Genomic DNA, 19,796 nt, shown 5'->3' on the forward strand with positions numbered 1-19,796 from the left:
CCCGCTAGCTGGGTGCTAACAGAGTGCTTGCAATTGCTAGCACCCTGCTTTAGGCTTGGTGCTGCCCAGCAACACGGAGGACTGATGGCCAGCGATGACCGCGATGCGGCCGGTGCAGGAGATCTGGCAGCTCGCGTAGTCAGCAACGCCGCTCACGACATCGGAGGTTTCATTCGTGCCCAGCGCGAAGCAGCCCAGGTGTCGATGCGGCAGTTGGCGCAGCTGGCCGGTGTCAGTAATCCGTATCTGAGTCAGATCGAACGTGGGTTGCGCAAGCCCTCGGCCGAGGTGCTTGGGCAGATAGCCAAGGGTCTCCGGGTCTCGTCGGAGGTCCTGTACGTCCAGGCGGGTTACCTCGAGCAGCGGCCACACGGTCCCCTCCGTGACGCTCTGCTCGCGGATACGGCCATAACCGAGCGGCAGAAGCAGGTGCTGCTCGAGATCTACGAGTCGTTCTGTCGTGAGAACGAATCGGCGGAAGCGGCCGAATCCCGGACGTCCGAGCTTCGGACAGAAGAACACCAGCGTTCTGATTCCCAGACGCCGGAACCAGAACCCCCCACCGTTGAAGAGGAGAAAGCCGATGACTGACCAGAAGACCATCGACAGCGTCAAGACCTCGCTGTATGCGGCCGTAGGTGCCGGAGACGTCGTGGTGCAGGCCGTGGCCGACGTCGTCGCCCAGGTCCGCTCGCGCGCCGAGTCCACCCAGGGTGACGTCGAAGAGCGTGTCGGCGGCGCCAAGGAGCGCTTCGCCGGACTGCAGGAAGAGGTCACCGAGGGTGTCGAGAACCTTCGCGACCGCCTCGCCGGACTGCCGTCCGAGCTGCCGGAGGAGCTCGCCGAGCTGCGTGAGAAGTTCACCGCCGACGAGCTGCGCAAGGTCGCCGAGGCCTACCTGAAGGTCGCATCCGACCTGTACACGTCGCTCGCGGAGCGCGGCGAGGACACCGTCGAGCGCATCCGCAAGCAGCCGGTCGTCGAGGAGGGCATCGGCCGCGCCGAGACCGCCTTCGGCGACGCAGTCGAGCTGACCGAGGAAGCTCTCGGCACCGTGGCCCGCCAGACGCGCGCCGTGGGCGAGCAGGCCGCGAAGCTCGCGGGCCGCGCTTCGGGTCGCATCTCCGACACAGCCGAGGGACTCGGCGAGGCCATCGCCGACGCCGGCGACGAGGCTGCCCTGAAGGTTCTCGACCTGGGCGACCAGGCTGAGGAAGCGTCGAAGGGCGCTGCCGATCGCGTCACCGCCACCGCGGCCGACGTCCATGCCCGCGCCGACCAGGCGGTCCCGGCCAAGCATGCTGCCGCTCCCGCGAAGAAGGCTGCTCCGGCTCCCGCTCCGGCCAAGGCTGCGGCAACTCCGGCTCCGGCCAAGAAGGCCGCCGCTCCGGTGAAGAAGGCTGCTCCGGTCAAGAAGGCTTGATCCTTCACGCTTTTCGGCCCCCGCACGTTCGGTGCGGGGGCCGTTTGCGTGCCCACCTCGTAGGATGGGGCTGTGATTCAAGTTGACGGCGTCGTCTCGGTGATCTTGTTGGTGATTCGCATCGTCGCTCTGGGTGGTGCTGCGTACGCGCTGTTCCACGCGGCCCGCCAGCGCAAGGATGCGTTCACCGCCGTGGACAAATTGAGCAAACCGATCTGGCTGAGCATTCTCGCGGTCGCGTTTCTCGTCCTCCTGCTGTTCCCCGCCGTGCAGTTGTTCGGCATCGTCGCGGTCGTCGCGGTGTGCGTCTATCTCGTGGACGTGCGCCCCCGTGTCGACGACGTGCAGCGCGGACCTCGCTGGTAGGCATTCCGGCCGGACAGTTACCGCTCCTCCTCACGGCTCCGTGAAGGTCGGGGCCTTTCGTGCCCTGACGATGACAATGGACATTGTGACAATGCTATGGTGGTTGTACGGCTACCGAGGGAGCTGACATGTCCGTCGTCCATCAGCGTGAATCGGCGAGCGGTGCCCGCCCGACGTCCCGGCTGCTGCTCCGACGGGCGAACACCGTCCGATGACGGAATACCGGATCGACGACCTCGCACGCGAGGCGCGGGTGAGCGTGCGCAACGTGCGCGTCTACCAGGACCGCGGACTGCTTCCGCCGCCGCGGAAGCAGGGGCGCACGGGGTGGTACAACGACTCGCACCTCGCGCGGCTGCACCTGATCGGGCGGATGCTCGATCGCGGCTACACATTCGCGACCATCAGCGAACTGCTCACCGCCGCGCACTACGGACTCCAGGTCAAGGACGTTCTGGAGACCGACGACCCGGGCAGCCGCTGGAAGAAGCGCAGGCGGGCGGCACGCCTGACGATCGCCGAGCTGAAACGCATGTTCGGGGCGCAGACCACCGAGGCCAACATCGCCCGCGGCACCGAACTCGGTGTGCTCGTTCCCGCCGGGGACGACTATTCGGTCGACAATCCGCGACTGATCGAGGCGGCGCAGGTCCTCGTCGACGCAGGCATCCCGCTCGAGGACGTCCTCGAGCAGACCGAGGCGGTGCGACGCGATCTCTCGGACGTCGCCGCGCGGTTCGTTGCCGTCGTCGCAGACCGCTACCTCGCCGCCGAGGGGGAGCCGCTCGAACTCGACGAGGCGAAGGTCTCGGCAATCGCGCGCCTCGTCGACCAGATGCGTCCCCTCGCGCACGACGCCGTCCAGTCGCTGTTCGAAGAGGCGATGGAGGAGCAGATCTCCCGGGCCCTCGAGCGGGCGGCCCGGCAACTCGGCGAGACACCGGGTCCGGCGTCGGGCACAGACACCAACAGAGCAAGTGAGACAGGACAGGGGCAGGAATGACCAGCAGTTCGCGCACCATCGCCTTCCGGGCGCTCGCAGGCGCAGCCGGGGTCGGCGCCGTCGCCGCCGCGGCAGCGGCGATCCGTCACAAGCGCGCCACCCGCGGGTTGACGTTGTCGACCGAGGTGGCGCCGAACGAATTGCTGCGCACCCCGGATCTGCGCCCGGACGTGACGGAGATCCTCACCGACGACGGAGCGACGCTGTACGTGCGCGCCTACGGTCCGGTGGACGGCGATCCCATTGTGCTGAGCCATGGTTGGACGTGTTCGACCGAGTACTGGTACCCGCAGGTGAATGCGCTCGCCGAGGAGTACCGCGTCATCACCTACGACCAGCGTGGGCACGGCCGCAGCTCGGTCGGCTCGCTTCCGCTCGGTCCCGACGTCCTCGCCGACGACCTGTCGGAGGTGCTGAAGGCGACGGTGCGTGAAGGCAAGAAGGCCGTGCTCGTGGGTCACAGCATGGGTGGCATGAGCATCATGGCGTGGGCGGGACGGCACCCCGGCGAGGTCAAGGAATATGCGTCCGCGGTCCTGCTCGCCAGCACCGCCTGCGACCGGCTCGTCGCCGAGACCACCGTCATACCGTTGCCGAATCGTTTTCCGCGCGTGCCGGTTCCGGTCGGCCGCGCCGTCCTGAAGACGCCGGTCCCGTTGGTGTCTTCGCCGGTGATGACGCGAGCGCTGCAGTACGTGTCGATGTCGCCGAACGCTTCGCGCGCCGAGGTCCAGTTCTGCGAGAACATCGTCCGGGACTGCAAGCCGCGCATCCGCGGCGGCTGGGGTGCTGCCCTCAGCGGCCTCGACATCCACGAGGCACTCGACCACCTCGCGGTTCCGACGACGGTGCTCGTCGGTTCCATGGACCGGTTGACCCCACCCGTCCATGCCCGCAAGCTCGCTCGCGTCCTGGACGAGGCCGGTCACCTCGAGCGCCTGATCGTCCTGCCCGGCGTCGGTCACATGAGTTCCGTCGAGAGCATCGACGAGTTCGACAAGGAGATCGTGCGGCTGCGCAACCTCTGACCTTTCGGCTGCCCCGCAGTCGGTCGGGCCCACACGCCGGGTGGCGTGTGGGCCCGATTTTTTTGTGGCGGTGTGAGGCTTGACACATCGACAACATTACATCTAACGTAATTTGTATCACTGTAAAACGTGACGCGACCCAGCGTTCCACCGATCCGGTCATCAGGCGATAGGAGCTCACGTTGGCTCATGTAGTTACGCAATCCTGCTGCAACGACGCGAGTTGCGTCGCGGTCTGCCCAGTCGATTGCATCCATCCCACTCCGAACGAGCCCGGCTACGGCAGCGCGGAGATGCTGTACATCGATCCGGTCGGCTGCATCGACTGCGGCGCATGCATCGATGCGTGCCCGGTCGACGCGATCGTTCCCGAATACGACCTGACTCCGGAAACCGCGCGCTACGAGGAGATCAACGCGGCGTTCTACGCGAACCGGGATCAGCCCGTCCCCGTACCCGAACGTCCCGTTGCCGAGGCTGCCCGGGTGTCCGAACGCGCACTGCTGCGGGTGGCGATCGTCGGTTCCGGGCCGTCCGGCTGCTACGCGGCCGAGAACCTGCTGTCCCGGATCGGTCCCGCCGTGGAAATCTCCTTCTTCGAGAAGCTTGCGACACCATTCGGGCTGATCCGATTCGGTGTCGCACCGGACCATCAGGGGACCAAGGCGGTCGCCTCCCTCTTCCAGAAGACGGCGTCGCGGAAGAATGTGGACTTCTACCTCAACGTCGAGGTCGGCACGCACCTGACTCACGACGACCTGCTCGCGCATCACGATGCGGTGATCTACGCGGTCGGCGCCCCCGCCGACTGCTCGCTGGGGATTCCCGGTGAGGACCTGCCCGGAAGCCACTCGGCAACGGAATTCGTGGCCTGGTACAACGGTCACCCCGACCACGCGCACCGCACGTTCGACCTGTCGGGCGAGCGCGCCGTGATCATCGGCAACGGCAATGTGGCGTTGGACGTGGCCCGAGTGCTCGTCGCCGGCACCGCCGAGTTGACCAAGACCGACATCGCCCCGCACGCATTGAAAGCGTTGTCGGAGAGCAGGATCAGAGAAGTGCTCGTCGTCGGCCGGAGAGGTCCGGCGCAAGCGGCGTATACGAATCCGGAGTTGCTCGCGCTCGGCCATCTCCCCGGCGTGACTGTCGCGGTACGGCCCGAGGAGGTGGTGCGGGAGGCAGATGGGCGGACCGACTCGATCGAGGCGATGAAAGCCAGGATCGTCGCAGAGTTCGCCGCCGCCCCGCACATTCCGGGATACAAACGTATTGCGCTGCGCTACCTGCTTTCTCCGGTATCGGTTCTGGGAGACGGCCGGGTAGAGGGGATCCGCCTGGTCCGCAACGAGCTGGTTCAGGATGCGGACGGCCGTTCCAGGGCGGCTCCCACAAGTGTCGTCGAGGACGTCGACTGTGGTCTGGTCCTGCGGTCGGTGGGGTACCGGGGGATCCCCGTCGCGGGAATCCCCGTCTCGGGTGCACGATCCACGATGCTGAACGTCGGAGGTCGTGTGCTGGAACCGGACGCGAGTGGACCGATGTCCGGTGTGTACACCGTCGGGTGGATCAAGCGAGGTCCCTCCGGCGTCATCGGAACCAACAAGGCGTGCGCCGCCGAAACTGTCGACAAACTCGTAGACGACTTCCACTCCGGTCGATTGGCGGCTCCCGGGGGTGGCCGGCAGGATCTCCGCCGGCTGGTTGCGGAGCGGCGTCCCGAGCGCATCGACTACGACGGATGGAAGGCGATCGACGCGCACGAGCGGCGACTCGGCAGGGAATCGGGCCGACCGCGCGTGAAGCTCGTGGACACCGCCTCTATGATTGAAATCGCTTCGAGTGCATCTATTTCCGGCTGATATCACCCTGATGCGCGCCGACCCGGCGCGCGTCGAAGAAAGTGATTGACGTCTCATCACCTAACGGTATAAGGTTTATTCGGATCGGGGATGCGGCCCGCACTCGATCCTCTCGACCGGCGACAGCCCCGCCGTCGAGGATCGGAACAGTCTCGCCGCCCGACTTCGCCGGACGATGTCCCATGCACCGCAAGTCTCCGGCATCTGACGAATCATCACAGAGGAGTCCACATGAAACTTCAGGACAAAGTCGCCGTCATCACCGGAGGTGGATCCGGGCTCGGACGCCAGGGTGCGCAGTTGTTCGCATCGGAAGGCGCGAAGGTGGCGGTCGTCGACATCGACGGCGACCGAGCCGAACAGACCGCGAAACTGGTTGAACAGCAGGGCGGAACGGCGATCGCCATCACCGCCGACGTGAGTGACGAGGCCGCCGTCTACCGCAGCGTCGAGACCACCGTCGAGCAGTTCGGCAAGCTCGACATCATGTGGGCCAACGCGGGTGTCGTCTCCCGCGGTGGTGTCCCGTCGGTGGCGGGCGGCGAACACGTGGAGTTCCAGGACCTCACGGATGCGGACTGGCAGCACGTTCTCGGAGTCAACCTCAGCGGCGTCGTGTACTCCTGTAAGGCTGCTGTGCCTGCGATGCGGGCCAACGGCGGCGGCACCATCCTGGCGACGTCGTCCGCGGCTTCCTTCGCCGCCTATCACAGCATCGCGATGTACTCGGCGACGAAAGCCGGTGTCAACGGCCTGGTTCGTGGCCTCAGCCTGGATCTCGGACGCTACGGCATCCGCGTCAATGCCCTCGCACCCACGCACGGGATGTCGCCGAACTTCCTGATGGGCCCGGGCACCCCGGTGATCGGCCAGTCCTACGAGGAGACCGCGGGACCGTGGGATCCGGGCGTCTCGCCGATTCCGCTCAAGCTCCAGCGTCCGCCGTCGCTCGTGGACAACGCGAAGGTCGCACTCTTCCTCGTGTCGGACGACTCCGCATACATTTCCGGTCTGACGCTGCCCGCGACGGACGGTGGCACACTGTCACGAGTCGCGATGATGTTCGAAGAGGACACGCCGACTCCCACGCTTCCCGTCGACTGAGCGGAGCGTCCGTCGATGACCATTCATGCGCAGAACCGTGCGCAGTCGTTGAAGGTCGACCGATCCGCCTGTGCGGGCCACGGCCTCTGCTACGGCGCGGAACCCGAGATAGTCGACAGCGACGACCAGGGCTTCCCCATCGTCGTGGCCGAACCTGTTCCCGAGGAACTACGAGATCAACTGGGTGCCCTCGTCGAGATGTGCCCCGAACGCGCGCTGAGCGTCGAACTCCCGAATTCGGAAGGCTGAGAAGCAGTGACGACAACCCAACTACCCGAGAACCTCATCGTGGACTTCGACGTCTACGACCAGACGTTGGCGATGCCCGAGGACGTGTTCCAGGAACGCGCGGCGGCGCTGCGGGCCATCGGCCCAGTCGTGTATTCGAAGGCGCACGGCGGTCACTGGATCGTGACGCGCTACGAGGAGATACACCAGGTCCTGCGTGATCCGGAGACCTTCTCCAGCTACCCGAACAATCTCGTGAACGCGGGCCAGGGGAAGTTCATCCCGATCGAGCTGGACCCGCCGGAGCACACGTTCTACCGGCAGGCGCTGCAACCGCTGTTCAGTCCCAAGCGGATGAAGGAACTCGAGCCCCAGATCCGGGACGTCATCAACGAGCTCATCGACGACTTCGCGGCACGCGGTGAAGCCGAGTTCATCTCGGAGTTCGCCCACGAGCTGCCGACGCGGGTGTTCCTGGCCCTGATGGGCTGGCCCCTCGAAGACGCCGAGATGTTCACCAAGACGACGGACGTTGCACTGCAGGGCATTCCCGGTGGAACGGAAGAAGAATCGGCCAAGGCCCGCGAGGATGCGGCCAACCAGATCTTCGGCTACTTCGGTGCCATCGTCGCCGGAGTGCGGTCCGGTGAGAACACCTCGGACAGTCTGACCGCGCAGATCATCAACACCCCGATCGAGATGGAGGACGGGGTACGGCTGCTCACCGACGAAGAGCTGTATCGCATGTTCTTCCTCCTGCTCATCGCGGGCCTGCACACGGTCCAGGGTTCACTGGCGTGGGGGATCATCCACCTGGCGAACAATCCGGGGCAGCGGCAGGAGATCGTGGACGATCCCGACACCATCCCGGCGGCGGTCGAGGAGATTCTGAGGATCGAGGCTGCGGTGATCGCGGGCCGGCGAGCGACCCGCGACGTCGAGATCGGCGGCGTCACGATCGCGGAGGGGGAACAGCTCATCGTGCTGCTCTGCTCGGCGAATCGCGACGGCAACGAGTTCGAGGATCCGGACGAGCTGAGGATCGACCGCTCGCCCAACCGTCACCTCTCTTTCGGTGCCGGTCCTCATCGGTGCATCGGGTCTCACCTGGCACGAATCGAGCTCAAGCTGGCCATGGAGGAGATTCACAAGCGGTTGCCCGATTACCGACTGGTTCCGGAGGATCCGCCGATCCTGCACGCCACCCAGGTTCGCGGCTGCATCCGGCTCCCGATCACCTTCACTCCGTCGGCCTGAGGCCGGGCGGACGTCCGAGGCAGTTGTCCGTGGTCCTGTGGGACTTCGGGCAGCTGCCTCGCTCTTTTGGTGTAATGGAGTGGACGTCGCCCCCGGTATGCAACAACTTACGTGTATTGTCATTTGTATCGCGACTGGTCGGGTGGCTGGTCGGAAGTGACGGTGTCTGGAGCGAGGATGGCAAGAAGGAAGACCGCCGGTGTGCTGAGCCAGGACGCCGATGTCGCACGGTCTCAGATACTCGTGGCAGCCCAGACGATGATTCTTCGTTTCGGGATCTCGAAGACCACCATGGAGGACATTGCCAAGGAGGCGGGGGTCTCTCGCCCGACCGTCTACCGGTATTTCCAGGACCGCGAGACGCTCACCACCGAGTTGATCAGGTGGCGATCGCGTCAGACGCTCGAACGTGGCCGCAAGTTCCTGATGGAGTGTGCGACGTTCGAGGACAGGCTGATCGAAGGCCTCATCTACCTGGTGTACGACGGGATCAACGATCCGATCGTGCGCATCCTCGTCAGCCCCGAACACGTCGGCGGCGAGTCGTGGCTCGAGACGATCCCCCTCGCAACGAGTCTGACCACCGAACTGTGGGGGCCGATCTTCGACGACGCCAAGGCAGGCGGCGAAATGAGGTCGGATATAGACACCGACGAGGCGTGCTCCTGGATCACCCTCGTGCAGCTGATGCTCGCTCCGAGACTGGATAATTCGGATCCTGCCGATCCCTCGCACCGGCAGATGATGAGGCAATTCGTCCTGCCGGCCTTCCTGCCGTAGTCGCCCGCGTCCAAAAGAAGCCGTGTCCCCGAGGGGGCACGGCTTCTTTGTGCTTTCACCCGGTAAATCTAATGTCCTTAAGTATGCTGGTCGACGGTTCCCGTGCCTGGTCACGGCCGAATCGGTCGGGAATGCCTATGCCGGCGCGTATTTCGCAGATGAGCCATTTCGCTTCCTGCTCTTGCCTGGTCGGTCAAAAGCCGTATAACGTATTACGTGCGACGTAATTTGTATCACAGCTGGAGGTCGTGAACTCGCCGTCCATCGTCCGCGATTCGATGAAAAATGCTGCAAACAAGCTGTATTCGACGTGCGCGGCGGGACGGCTGTGGGTTCCGGCCCGAGGTCGCAAGTGCCCTGCAACATCCGAGGCGCGTTCGACGCCTGAATACACGGAGGTAATGGTGGGAGTCGAGGTATCCGTCGAGGGACTGACCAAGTCCTTCGGCTCGCAGAGGATCTGGCAGGACGTCACGTTGACCCTTCCGGCCGGTGAGGTCAGTGCGTTGCTCGGGCCGTCGGGCACGGGTAAATCGGTGTTCCTGAAGTCGCTGATCGGTCTGCTCCGTCCGGAGCAGGGGTCGATCGTGATCGACGGCACCAACATTCTGGAGTGCTCCTCGAAGGAGCTGTACGAGATCCGGAAGTTGTTCGGGGTGCTGTTCCAGGACGGTGCGCTGTTCGGGTCGATGAACCTGTTCGACAACGTGGCGTTCCCGTTGCGCGAGCACACGAAGAAGTCCGAGTCCGAGATCCGCAAGATCGTGATGGAGAAGATGGAACTCGTCGGCCTGCTCGGGGCCGAGGACAAGCTGCCCGGCGAGATCTCCGGTGGTATGCGCAAGCGTGCCGGGCTGGCGCGGGCGCTGGTGCTGGATCCGCAGATCATTCTCGTCGACGAGCCGGACTCGGGTCTGGATCCGGTGCGCACCACCTATATTTCGCAGACGTTGATCGACATCAACGCGGAGATCGATGCGACGATTCTGATCGTGTCGCACAACATCAATCTGGCGCGGACGGTGCCGGACAACATCGGGATGTTGTTCCGCCGGCATCTGGTGATGTTCGGTCCGCGGGAGGTGCTGCTCACCAGCGAGGAGCCGGTGGTCAAGCAGTTCCTGAACGGCACGATGATCGGTCCGATCGGGATGTCGGAGGAGAAGGACGAGGCGCAGATGGCGCAGGAGCAGGCGATGGTCGATGCCGGTCACCATGCCGGTGGTGTCGACGACGTCGAGGGGATCGTTCCGCAGATGAAGGCGACGCCGGGGATGCCGTTCCGGCAGGCCGTGGCCCGTCGTCAGGAACGGGTCCGGCACATCATGCACACCCTGCCGGAGAACGCGCAGATCGCGATCCAGGAAAGCCTCGGAGCGGACGGCGTCGGCGACGAGTGGAGTCCGGGAGACGCAGACACGGACCGAATGTACTTCGAGGCAGCGGGATTCGACACGGGAGTTGCGAAGTGACGAGTGTGAAGGTCCCGATCGCCGTGGACGTCGCGCCGATCGAGCCGGACGCAGCGGAGAAGCGACGGCGGCCGCGTCTGTCGATCGCCGCGGTGGGGAAATACCTGAAGGACACGCCCATTCGCAGCCTCGCGACTTTGGGGCGATCCGGTGAGCTCGCCGTGAACATCCTGAAATACACGGTATCCGACACGATCGCCCTGCGGTTGCCCCTCGAGGAGGTGGCCACGCAGATGTGGAAACTTCTCAAGGTCACCGCACTTCCCGCGCTGCTGATGGCGGTGCCGATCGGTGCCGAGGTCTCGGTGCAGGTCGGTGGAATCATGAACCAGGTCGGCGCGAACTCGCTGGCAGGAGCCGCGAGTGGGCTGGGCGTGGTGGGGCAGGGGGCGCCGATGGCGGCGGGACTGCTGATGAGCGGTGCGGCCGCATCGGCGATCGCCTCCGATCTCGGTGCCCGTGCGATCCGCGAGGAGATCGAAGCGATCCGGGTCATGGGAATCGACCCGGTCCAGCGACTGGTCGTTCCGCGGTTCATCGCGATGGTCGCCATCGCACCGATGCTGTGCATCGTCATCGTCGCGGCCGGTGTGGCGGCGGGGCTGGTGATTTCGGCGAATGTCAACGATGTGGTGCCCGGCAGTTTCTGGCAATCGTTCGGCTCCTTCGCGACACCGACCGATCTGGTCTTCTCCGTGCTCAAGTCGGTGATCTTCGCGGCGCTCGTCGTGTTGATCGCCAGCCTGCGAGGTCTCGAAGCGAAGGGCGGCCCGAAAGGCGTGGCCAACGCGGTCAATGCCTCGGTGGTTCTCAGTGTCTTCTGCATCTTCATGACCAATCTCGTGGTCAGTCAGATCCAGATGATGTTCTTTCCGGCCCGGTTGGCGTGACATGAACACACACTCCACGCATCGCAGGGGACCTGTCGGCGAGGTTCTGCTGCAACCGATTCGCTCGGTGGGTCGCGCTGCGACGTCGGTGATCGAGGAAATCGGTCAGGTGACGGTCTTCACCGTCAAGACGGTCGCATTGCTGCCCACAACGCTGCGGCACTACCGCAAGCAGACGATGACCACCATGAACAACATGGCGTGGGGGAACGGATCCCTCGTCGTCGACGGTGGTGTCGTCAGCCTGATGTTCTTCCTGGGACTGGCCGTCGGCGCCGTCGTCGCGATCCAGGCGTTCATGGCCTTCGATCTGCTGGGCTTCGGCGCGTTGACCGGGATCATCGGATCGTTCGGCAATGTCCGGGTCATCGCCCCGATCATCACCGGAATTGGATTCGCCGCGCAGGCCGGCTGCCGGATGACCGCCGAGATCGGCTCGATGCGCATCTCCGAGGAGATCGACGCCACCGAATCGATGGGATTGCAGGCCATTCCGTTCGTGGTCGGGACGCGGCTGATCGGAAGCATGCTCATCGTGATCCCCGGGTATCTGATGGCGCTCGTGGTCAGTTTCTTCACCGGAGGGTTGATCATCAAGACGTTTCACCGCCAGCCTTCGGGTACCTACGATCACTACTTCAGCCAATTTCTCAGTGTTCCGGACCTCGTGGCGTCGCTGGTCAAAGCAGTCGTCTTCTGTGCCGTCGTCACGATGATCCACTGCTACTACGGATACTTCGCCGGTGGCGGGCCCGCGGGGGTCGGCGCGGCGTCCGGGCGGGCTATCCGGGCGAGCCTCGTCGCGATCGTCGTCCTGAATTTCTGTATGACTGTGGCGATCTGGGGCCTCAGTCCCGAACTGGTGTTCAAAGGATGAGTCAATGAGCAGAGCGAGGAGTCAGGACTTCCTGAGAGGGGTCCCCGGCCGTCAGAGCCGAGTGCTGCACGGGGCGGGGCTGGGGGTCGTCGTGACGACCTGCGCAGTGATCGCTGCAGTCTGGGTATACCCGAGCAGCGCGGACACGGAAGGGTTGCCGATCAGCATCGACGTCCCCTACGTGGGCCCGGGCGTCGACTCCGGCACGAAGGTGATCCTGCGGGGCGGTGAGGTCGGTGTCGTCACCGGATTGGAACGGACGGGCGCGGACTCCGTCCGCATGGACCTCCAGCTGGATCCCGATCAGATCGGCGGCCTGACCGATGCCTTCGATGTCGACTTCCGGCCGCAGAACTACTTCGGATCCACCGCCGTCAATCTGGTCGGCAGGCCCGGCGGTTCCGGTCTGGAGGCACACCGCACCCTGGACCGCACGCCCACAGGAGATTTCACGATGTCGACCATGATCGAGAAGGGTTCGCTGGCCGTCGACGGCACCCTGACGGACTCGATGATCACCAGCTTGGACAAGGTCGTCCGGTACACCGACGGCCTGACACCGATGTTCGATGCGGCACTCGTGCTCGGCGACCGGGTCGCGCAGACTCAGCAGGCACTTCCGGCCGACCTGCTCGGGCGTGTCAACGACGTCCTCGACGTGTTCCCGGCGTTCAATCGACAGGCGATCGATTCGCTGACCCACATCTACAACAGCACCTACAACCAGCGACCCGACGGTTCGGTAGGGGTCGACGACCCGTTCATGGACGAGACGGACGCCGGTCTGACCCTGGCGGCCGGACAATTGTTCGGACAGGCCGGGCAGTTGCTGAAATCTCACGGTGACGAACTGGTACCGGTCACCGAGGTGGTCTCGGAACTCGCCGGCGTGGTGCCGCACCTGTACGACGGTGGGGCGCGCCCCGAGCGACTGCGCACCGCCGTCGAGCGGCTGGACTCGGCGTTCGAGGACAGCGGCGACGGGCAGCGGCTCAATCTCCGGATCGTCCTGGACGATCTGCCCGCACTGGCGGCCCCGCTCGCGTTGACCGGTGCCCCGCCGTCCGAGGACGGGGCCGGCCGATGAGCAACCGAACCAGGTACATCGTCACTCTCGTCAAGCTCGCCGTCGCGGCTGCGGTCTCCGTGGTCCTCTTCATCATCGTGATCAGCGCGATGAAGAGCCCGGTGACCAATGAGACAAACAGCTACACAGCGGAATTCACCGATGTCTCCGGGCTCGGTGCACACGGGGACATCCGAACGAAGGGGGTCCGGATCGGCAAGGTCGAATCGGTCGAACTGATCCGGGACGGCGGGCGGAGTCTCGCGGAAGTGCACTTCACGATGGAGAAGCCGTATCAGCTCACCTCCGACACGATCCTCGCGGTGAAGTACCAGAACCTCACCGGCGTTCGCTACATCGACGCCGAATTCCCCGAAAATCCGGGCGGAGCAGTCGATCGACTGCCTGCCGACAAGACGCGGGCCTCGTTCGACATCACCGAGTTGTTCAACGGACTGCAACCGGTACTCGCGACCATGAGCACCGACGACATCAACACCTTCACCGAGAACGCGATCTCGCTTCTGCAAGGAGACGGAAACGGACTGTCACCGATGCTCGAAGACGCACAGAAACTCGCCGGCCTCGCCCACGACCGCGAACAGGTCATCTCGACCCTCACCGGCAATCTCGCACGGATCTCCGACAGCATGGGAGGCCGGTCGCCCGAGGTCGTCGAGTTCCTGCGCTCGGTGAGTTTCCCGATCGCGAAGGCTATGACGGTTATCGACGAGTTCCCGAAGACGGCTGCGTTCGGCCCCGAATTCCTCACACCGATCCAACGGTTGATCGATGCTCTCGGTCTGCAACCGGGAATGGACGTCGAGCAGATGCTCTCCGACGCATTCGCATCGGTGCCGGACACCGCGGAAGCGTTGCGACTGCTGCCGGTCGCCTTCGCCGGTCTGCAGGTTCCGCAGACCGCCGGGGCAGGCCCGGGCGGTATCCAGTGCACGAACGGTGTGGCGCAGCTACCCACCGACGTCGAGGTTCTGCTGAGAGGGAGTGAGGTCGTCGTATGCAACCCGTGACGAAAAACCGTGCCCAGCGTATCGGCGGGGTGTTGGGCCGGGCGCGGGCGCTGGTCGGCAGGGAGGTCGCGTTCGGCGCGGGCATCGTTCTCCTGGTGGTCTTCGCACTCGTGACCACCGCCGTCCTCTACGCGAACCCACCGGGACGGATGTCGTTCTCGTTCCGTACCGACGACGCCTCCTCGATCGACATCGGCCAGGACGTCCGGGTGGCGGGCATCGGCGTGGGAACCGTCACGGACGTGTTGATCGAGCCGGACGCGGTACTGGTGACGGCCGAGATCGACGACGCGGTACCGGTCGGCTCGGACTCCCGTGTGGAGGTGCGCATGCTCACCCCGGTCGGGGGATACGCGATCACCCTCGTCCCTCTCGGCGTTCTGCCGCTCGGGGACACCCCGCTGCCCGTCGAGCAGGTCAGCGTTCCGTATTCGATCGGCGATGTCCTCCAGGCCGCGCCGCACACGACCGACAACGTCGAGGGCGGCACCGTCGACGCGAACCTCGACGAGATGGCCCGGGCGCTCGAGGAGAACCCGACGTCGATCGCGTCCATGATCTCGGGCCTGACCAGCATCGCCCGCGTGATGGATCAGCAGCGTGCGCAGGTCCGCACGATCGCCGACCTCGCCGCGGAGTATCTCCAGAGTTTCGAGGCCGATCAGGGCATGGTGTTCGACCTGATCCGCGAGATCGACGTGGTTCTCTCGACGTACAACACCACCCACGCCGGATTCAACGAGGCGTATTCCCTGCTCGGCAACGTCCTGATGACGATTCAGCCGTTCGAGGCGTTCTATCTCGACCACAAGACGGAGGTACTCGACGCTGTGAACCACGCGAAGGGTGTGATCGACGAGTTCCGGACGTCGATGGGCCCAGCCATCGACAATCTTCAGTCCTTGCGCACTCAGCTTGCCGAATGGCTGACGCCCGAAGGAATGGCCGCGATCAAGGGCGGCACACTCATGGCCTCGGACTTCTGTGTCCCCGTTCCCGGACGGACGTGCTGAGATGTCCGGGAAATCACGCCTGATCGTCAAGGTGCTGGCCGTCGTGTGCGCGGCCGCCGCCGTCGGTGGCGCCGGTGTGGCGGTCGCGACGACGGGGGAGCCGGCAGACCGGTCGGCGTTCTGCGCGCTCATGCCCGACGCCATCGGCCTCTACGCCGGCAACCCGGTCACCCAGATGGGTTACGAGGTGGGCCGTGTCGAAGGTATCGAGCCGCAGGGCGACCACGTGCAGGTCACCTTCTCGCTCGCGAGTGGCCGGTCCTATCCGTTCGATGTCCGAGCGGTCACCCGCTCGAAGTCCCTGCTCGCCGATCGGAGTCTCGAACTCGTCGGCAACTACACGTCCGGTCCGGAACTCGCGCCGGAACAGTGCATCCCGCTGGGGCACAGTCACACTCCGAAGAGCATCTCCGAGATCGCTGGTTCGGCAGCGGATTTCATCGATGCGATCGCTCCGGACGACGGTGAGGAGAACGTCCGGAAGACGGTGCTCGGTCTGGACGTGGCGCTCCGCGGCCAGGGGGAGAACGCCGCGGACATGATGAGGCATGCCGCCGAGGCGGCAGCCGATCCGGACAAACTCGTCGCCGACATCGGCTCGTCGATCGCGAACATGGCCCCGCTGACGGACGAAGCGCTGCGTCGGTGGAGTTCGATCCGGTCGATCGTGGAGCAGATGCCTGCCGTCGTTGCCGCGGGCATCGATCTGTGGCCCGGAGTCATCGAGGTGTGCGAGGGAATCGGTTGGCTGGTAGCGACTTTGCACGACATCCAGCAGAACTACGGCGCCGACATCTGGCCCTTCGTGCACGGACCGGCGACCGACGCCCTGAAGCTGGCGGCGACACGGTCGAACGACATGGCAGGCCTGATCTCGACGATTCCGTCGGTTGCACCCTTCCTCGCGCAGCAGACGACGCGCGACGGAGCACTCACCATTGCCTACCAGCCGCCGACCGTGGCTCTGACGACCACCGGAACCGAGGTGCCGATGGATCGGCTGCTCGACCTCGTGCGGACGGGAAGGAACTGAGATGAATCTGTCGAGAAGAACGCGGCAGCTTCTGTGCGCCGCCTCCGTGAGCGCGGTGGTGCTGACGGTGCCGGCATGTTCCCTGGGACCGGACGACCTGCCCTCGGTCCGCGGTGGCGTCGGCGACACCTACGACCTGTCGCTCGAGTTCGCCAGTGTGATGAATCTGCCCGCCGGTGCCGACGTGATGATGGACGGCCTGCGGGTCGGCGAGGTCCGGTCTTTGCAGGTGTCCGGATCGACGGTGACGGTGTCGGCCGGAGTCGGAAGCGGCACCAGGATTCCCGCCGATGCGCGGGCGATCGTCCGTCAGGACACTCTCCTCGGCGACACCTATATCGCGGTCACCGGTGACGGCGAACATTCCGCCGACGGGTACCTGCCTGCCGGTGGCACGATCCCCGTCGCCCGCACCATCTCGCCACCGCAGTTGGAGGACACCATCGCAGTCCTCGCGAACTTCGTCAACGGCGGCAGCATCCAGCGGATCGAGGATGTGATGGCCCGCGTCAATGCCGTCGTGCCGCCGCTCCCGGCCGTGCGCGACGCGGCGTCCGTGGCGGCGCTGGACCTGCAGGACCTCGCTGCCAGGACGCAGGAGATCGACCGGACGCTGACGGGGTTGAACGAGACCGCACTGTCGTTCGACGATCGCACCGACGCGCTTTCGGCCATGTTCGACAGTTCCAGCGTGCATTACTGGCGGCGACTCGCGATCTCGGTGGTGTCGCACATCGGCCAGATCCTGCCCTCCGTCGGCAGCGTCTACGAAGGCGGACTGTGGATGGTTCCCATGCTGAACACGCTGGCCGACACGGGGGACGTGGCGCGCGACGTCTGGGACGAGGGCCCGGACACGACCGTCGTGCTGTCCCGTTTCCTGCGCAGCAGGATCGTGCCGTTCGCGCAGAAGCCTTCCGTCGAGATCGAGGGCATCGAATCTGCCGGGGGAGACCAGATCGTGGCCGACGCGGAGAACCTGCTCCGCATGCTGGGAGCAGTGAAATGACTGTCAAGACTTCGTTGTCGATTCTCGGCATGGTGGTGATCGCCGTGCTGTCGTTCCTGTACATGGGCCGGGCGGGTCTGCACGTCTCCCGGTTCGACGACGTACGCACCGCCACGTTGGACGTGCCGGACACGAACGGGCTCGTCGTCGGCTCCCGTGTGCTGCTCCGGGGGGTGGCGATCGGACACATCAGTGACGTGACGGCGTCGGCCGATCACATCGAGGTCGCGTGGAACTACGAGAGTGACCGGTCGATCCCCGCCGACAGCGAGTTCCGCGTCGACAACCTGTCGGCGCTGGGCGAACCGTTCCTCGCGGTGCTGCCCTCGTCCGCAGCGGGGCCGTATCTCGAGGACGGGGACACCGTCCCGGCGAACCAGGTCGTGGTGCCGACGACGTTCAAGGAGCTCTCGGAGCGCCTGACCAGGCTCCTCGGGCAGGTGGATCCCGTTCGGGTACAAGCGATCTTCGACACGATCGACGTCGCGCTTCCCGACGACTTCGCGGTCCTGAACAATCTCACGCGGGCAGGCGAACTACTCGCGGCGACGCTCACCCAGCAGTCCGACAACCTCACGACGCTGTTCGACACCCTGCAACCACTGCTGATGGACAGTGCCACCCTCCCTCAGGGTTTCCGGGATACGACACCGATCGTCGCCGAGTTCGGCAGCGGGTTCCACGACGTGCTCGGCGGAATCCGGTTCGCCACCGAGAAGGGTCCGCTGCGCGACGGAATCGCAGGCGGAGCAAGCCCTTTCATCGGGGAACTGCAGACGTTCCTCGATCACACCGCCCCGGACCTGCAGGTGATCGGCGTGAATCTCCTGCCCTCGGTCCAGGCCGGGGCGGCGTCGATGCGGACCGTCGACGTGGGCCGCCTGCTCGACAACGTCATGGCGTCCACCGCATCCGGAGATGCACTGACAGTCCACCTCAGCCCGTCGGGGCGGTAGAGCCGACCGCACCCCAGACGTACTCGATCGTCCACCCCCGGAGATCGGACAGCCCAGCGAAAGGCGAACGATGCAGAAATCAATGGAACTCGTGAACTCCGGAACCGCCCCCGAGGCCGGACCCTCCGATGGTGCGGGCGATCGTGAGCGTCGAGGTGGCAGGAACGTGCCACTGCGGTCGGTGGTGGTCGGGGGCCTGGTCGCCGTTCTCGTCGTCGCACTGGCGGTGCTCGGGTGGCAACTTCGGAGCACGACCGACGAACTCGACCAACTCCACGACGCGGCGGCGAGCAGGCAGCAGGCCGAACGGATCGCCCTCGACTACGCGACCGGCGCCGCCGAAATGGACTTTCGCGACCTGCCCGCGTGGCGAACACGGCTGACGGCGGGCACCGCCCCGGAACTGTCCAACCGTCTCACCCAGGCCGCGACGTCGATGGAGCAGATCATCGCTCCGCTCCAGTGGACGTCGAGCGCACAGCCGATCTCGGCGAAAGCAGAACCGGGACCGGACGGAACCTATTCGGTCGACTGCTTCGTCAGCGTCCTGACGAAGAACAGCCAGGCACCGGACGGACTGCAGTCGACCGCGACCTACAAGATGACGGTCGACAGCGGAAACGACTGGAAGATCACCGAGATCAGCGGAATCGATTCCGCACTCGACGGGGACACGGCGCCGCGGTAGCCGGAGTTCGGGGCCCTCTGCCGGCGGCGCCGTACCGTGCGTACTCAGTCGCCGGCAGGCAGCGCGGCACGAACAACCGAGGGGACCAGGAACGTGCGGATCTTCTCGCGGAACCGTTCCAGCGAGCCGGTGCCGCCGTTGAGTTGGCTGATACACATGATCTCGAGTTCCGAGATCCATTCGCACAGCAATGTCAGATCCAGGTCGGCGCGGAGGTCGCCGGCCTCCTGCGCTTCGCGCAGAATCGGCTCCCACAGCTCACTCGTCAGTTCGACGGCCTTGCCCGACGTGGTCAGCAGGGAGTTCGCCAGGGTCATCTCCGCGGGGGAGACGAGCAGGTGGACCATGGGGTCCCGCAGGCCGCTCTCGACGTTCTGGCAGATGCCCTCGACGAGTCGCTCCTCGATAGTGGGCCACTTCGCGATGAAGGCGCGGGCGGGCGTCATGTTCTTGCGCGCGCGCCGCGCGACCGATTCGATGATCAGACTCTCCCGGTCGGAGAAATACCGGTAGACGGTTGCGCGGGACATGTCCGCCGCGCGGGCGACGTCCTCCATGGTCGTCTTGGTGATCCCGAAGCGTTCGAAGCACGACTCCGCTGCGGTGAGGATCGTCGAGCGGACGTCGGTCGCGGGGTCGTTTCCAGTCCTTGCAGCCACGAGGAAACAGTACAACCACAATCTGCCGTGAGACGCTAGACAATGAATGTC

21 protein-coding genes are annotated in these 19,796 nt (G+C 65.2%); 20 read left to right on the forward strand and 1 reads right to left on the reverse strand.

Annotated elements, in window-relative coordinates; all coding sequences use genetic code 11:
- Positions 1–84 precede the first annotated feature (84 nt).
- The 20 genes from BLV94_RS36440 (at position 85) to BLV94_RS36535 (ending at position 19,086) form a co-directional block, all read left to right on the forward strand.
- Positions 85–591, forward strand: a complete 507-nt coding sequence (locus BLV94_RS36440; RefSeq protein WP_012689029.1) for a helix-turn-helix domain-containing protein — start codon at positions 85–87, stop codon at positions 589–591.
- The gene (gene tadA, locus BLV94_RS36445; RefSeq protein ID WP_072939659.1) at positions 584–1,423 is read left to right on the forward strand and encodes a major lipid droplet protein TadA; all 840 of its coding nucleotides are present in this window, start codon (positions 584–586) and stop codon (positions 1,421–1,423) included. The genes BLV94_RS36440 and tadA overlap by 8 nt, the downstream gene beginning before the upstream one ends.
- A gap of 72 nt (positions 1,424–1,495) precedes the next feature.
- Positions 1,496–1,789: a DUF2516 family protein gene (locus tag BLV94_RS36450; protein WP_005251878.1), complete on the forward strand. Its 294-nt coding sequence runs from the start codon at positions 1,496–1,498 to the stop codon at positions 1,787–1,789.
- A 211-nt stretch (positions 1,790–2,000) separates the two neighbouring features.
- On the forward strand, positions 2,001–2,792 hold the full coding sequence (locus tag BLV94_RS36455) for a MerR family transcriptional regulator (protein WP_072939662.1): 792 nt from the start codon (positions 2,001–2,003) through the stop codon (positions 2,790–2,792).
- Entirely contained in the window at positions 2,789–3,820 is a 1,032-nt protein-coding gene (locus tag BLV94_RS36460) for an alpha/beta fold hydrolase (protein WP_072939665.1), read from the forward strand. The genes BLV94_RS36455 and BLV94_RS36460 overlap by 4 nt, the downstream gene beginning before the upstream one ends.
- Before the next feature lie 182 nt (positions 3,821–4,002).
- Positions 4,003–5,682 (forward strand): FAD-dependent oxidoreductase, encoded by a 1,680-nt coding sequence (locus BLV94_RS36465; protein ID WP_072939667.1) that lies wholly within the window; start codon positions 4,003–4,005, stop codon positions 5,680–5,682.
- Between the two features lie 231 nt (positions 5,683–5,913).
- Positions 5,914–6,786, forward strand: a complete 873-nt coding sequence (locus BLV94_RS36470) for an SDR family NAD(P)-dependent oxidoreductase (RefSeq protein ID WP_012689023.1) — start codon at positions 5,914–5,916, stop codon at positions 6,784–6,786.
- A gap of 15 nt (positions 6,787–6,801) precedes the next feature.
- Positions 6,802–7,035 (forward strand): ferredoxin, encoded by a 234-nt coding sequence (locus tag BLV94_RS36475; protein ID WP_072939670.1) that lies wholly within the window; start codon positions 6,802–6,804, stop codon positions 7,033–7,035.
- Between the two features lie 6 nt (positions 7,036–7,041).
- Positions 7,042–8,271, forward strand: coding sequence for a cytochrome P450 (locus BLV94_RS36480; RefSeq protein ID WP_072939672.1), 1,230 nt, complete (start codon positions 7,042–7,044; stop codon positions 8,269–8,271).
- Positions 8,272–8,448: 177 nt separating this feature from the next.
- The gene (locus BLV94_RS36485) at positions 8,449–9,051 is read left to right on the forward strand and encodes a TetR/AcrR family transcriptional regulator (protein ID WP_072939675.1); all 603 of its coding nucleotides are present in this window, start codon (positions 8,449–8,451) and stop codon (positions 9,049–9,051) included.
- A gap of 401 nt (positions 9,052–9,452) precedes the next feature.
- Positions 9,453–10,523: an ABC transporter ATP-binding protein gene (locus tag BLV94_RS36490; protein ID WP_072939676.1), complete on the forward strand. Its 1,071-nt coding sequence runs from the start codon at positions 9,453–9,455 to the stop codon at positions 10,521–10,523.
- A 77-nt stretch (positions 10,524–10,600) separates the two neighbouring features.
- Positions 10,601–11,413, forward strand: coding sequence for an ABC transporter permease (locus BLV94_RS36495; RefSeq protein ID WP_072940389.1), 813 nt, complete (start codon positions 10,601–10,603; stop codon positions 11,411–11,413).
- Between the two features lies 1 nt (position 11,414).
- Complete coding sequence (locus BLV94_RS36500; RefSeq protein ID WP_174705470.1) at positions 11,415–12,290, forward strand: MlaE family ABC transporter permease; 876 nt, start codon at positions 11,415–11,417, stop codon at positions 12,288–12,290.
- 4 nt (positions 12,291–12,294) lie between these two features.
- Positions 12,295–13,377, forward strand: a complete 1,083-nt coding sequence (locus BLV94_RS36505; RefSeq protein WP_072939679.1) for an MlaD family protein — start codon at positions 12,295–12,297, stop codon at positions 13,375–13,377.
- Entirely contained in the window at positions 13,374–14,387 is a 1,014-nt protein-coding gene (locus BLV94_RS36510; protein WP_072939681.1) for an MlaD family protein, read from the forward strand. Before BLV94_RS36505 ends, BLV94_RS36510 begins: the two co-directional genes overlap by 4 nt.
- The gene (locus BLV94_RS36515) at positions 14,375–15,400 is read left to right on the forward strand and encodes an MlaD family protein (RefSeq protein ID WP_371851545.1); all 1,026 of its coding nucleotides are present in this window, start codon (positions 14,375–14,377) and stop codon (positions 15,398–15,400) included. The genes BLV94_RS36510 and BLV94_RS36515 overlap by 13 nt, the downstream gene beginning before the upstream one ends.
- Position 15,401: 1 nt before the next feature.
- Positions 15,402–16,433, forward strand: coding sequence for an MlaD family protein (locus BLV94_RS36520; protein WP_072939684.1), 1,032 nt, complete (start codon positions 15,402–15,404; stop codon positions 16,431–16,433).
- Position 16,434: 1 nt separating this feature from the next.
- On the forward strand, positions 16,435–17,442 hold the full coding sequence (locus tag BLV94_RS36525; protein WP_083395790.1) for an MlaD family protein: 1,008 nt from the start codon (positions 16,435–16,437) through the stop codon (positions 17,440–17,442).
- A complete protein-coding gene (locus BLV94_RS36530; protein ID WP_072939687.1) occupies positions 17,439–18,398 on the forward strand; it encodes an MlaD family protein in 960 nt (319 codons plus the stop codon). The genes BLV94_RS36525 and BLV94_RS36530 overlap by 4 nt, the downstream gene beginning before the upstream one ends.
- A gap of 166 nt (positions 18,399–18,564) precedes the next feature.
- The gene (locus BLV94_RS36535; protein ID WP_241031310.1) at positions 18,565–19,086 is read left to right on the forward strand and encodes a hypothetical protein; all 522 of its coding nucleotides are present in this window, start codon (positions 18,565–18,567) and stop codon (positions 19,084–19,086) included.
- A gap of 44 nt (positions 19,087–19,130) precedes the next feature.
- Here BLV94_RS36535 and BLV94_RS36540 read toward each other — a convergent pair whose 3' ends face one another.
- The gene (locus BLV94_RS36540; protein ID WP_072939693.1) at positions 19,131–19,745 is read right to left on the reverse strand and encodes a TetR/AcrR family transcriptional regulator; all 615 of its coding nucleotides are present in this window, start codon (positions 19,743–19,745) and stop codon (positions 19,131–19,133) included.
- Between the last annotated feature and the right edge of the window lie 51 nt (positions 19,746–19,796).

Source organism: Rhodococcus koreensis, assembly GCF_900105905.1.
GTDB classification, from domain to species: domain Bacteria; phylum Actinomycetota; class Actinomycetes; order Mycobacteriales; family Mycobacteriaceae; genus Rhodococcus_F; species Rhodococcus_F koreensis.

Excerpts from the sequence above, each read along its gene's own strand:
- BLV94_RS36525 (WP_083395790.1), top strand. The coding sequence starts at position 16,435 with ATGAATCTGTCGAGAAGAACGCGGCAGCTTCTGTGCGCCGCCTCCGTG.
- BLV94_RS36505 (WP_072939679.1), top strand. The coding sequence starts at position 12,295 with ATGAGCAGAGCGAGGAGTCAGGACTTCCTGAGAGGGGTCCCCGGCCGT.
- BLV94_RS36490 (WP_072939676.1), top strand. The coding sequence starts at position 9,453 with ATGGTGGGAGTCGAGGTATCCGTCGAGGGACTGACCAAGTCCTTCGGC.
- BLV94_RS36470 (WP_012689023.1), top strand. The coding sequence starts at position 5,914 with ATGAAACTTCAGGACAAAGTCGCCGTCATCACCGGAGGTGGATCCGGG.
- BLV94_RS36460 (WP_072939665.1), top strand. The coding sequence starts at position 2,789 with ATGACCAGCAGTTCGCGCACCATCGCCTTCCGGGCGCTCGCAGGCGCA.
- BLV94_RS36455 (WP_072939662.1), top strand. The coding sequence starts at position 2,001 with ATGACGGAATACCGGATCGACGACCTCGCACGCGAGGCGCGGGTGAGC.
- BLV94_RS36520 (WP_072939684.1), top strand. The coding sequence starts at position 15,402 with ATGTCCGGGAAATCACGCCTGATCGTCAAGGTGCTGGCCGTCGTGTGC.
- BLV94_RS36515 (WP_371851545.1), top strand. The coding sequence starts at position 14,375 with ATGCAACCCGTGACGAAAAACCGTGCCCAGCGTATCGGCGGGGTGTTG.
- BLV94_RS36510 (WP_072939681.1), top strand. The coding sequence starts at position 13,374 with ATGAGCAACCGAACCAGGTACATCGTCACTCTCGTCAAGCTCGCCGTC.
- BLV94_RS36530 (WP_072939687.1), top strand. The coding sequence starts at position 17,439 with ATGACTGTCAAGACTTCGTTGTCGATTCTCGGCATGGTGGTGATCGCC.
- BLV94_RS36440 (WP_012689029.1), top strand. The coding sequence starts at position 85 with ATGGCCAGCGATGACCGCGATGCGGCCGGTGCAGGAGATCTGGCAGCT.
- BLV94_RS36475 (WP_072939670.1), top strand. The coding sequence starts at position 6,802 with ATGACCATTCATGCGCAGAACCGTGCGCAGTCGTTGAAGGTCGACCGA.
- BLV94_RS36500 (WP_174705470.1), top strand. The coding sequence starts at position 11,415 with ATGAACACACACTCCACGCATCGCAGGGGACCTGTCGGCGAGGTTCTG.
- tadA (WP_072939659.1), top strand. The coding sequence starts at position 584 with ATGACTGACCAGAAGACCATCGACAGCGTCAAGACCTCGCTGTATGCG.
- BLV94_RS36485 (WP_072939675.1), top strand. The coding sequence starts at position 8,449 with ATGGCAAGAAGGAAGACCGCCGGTGTGCTGAGCCAGGACGCCGATGTC.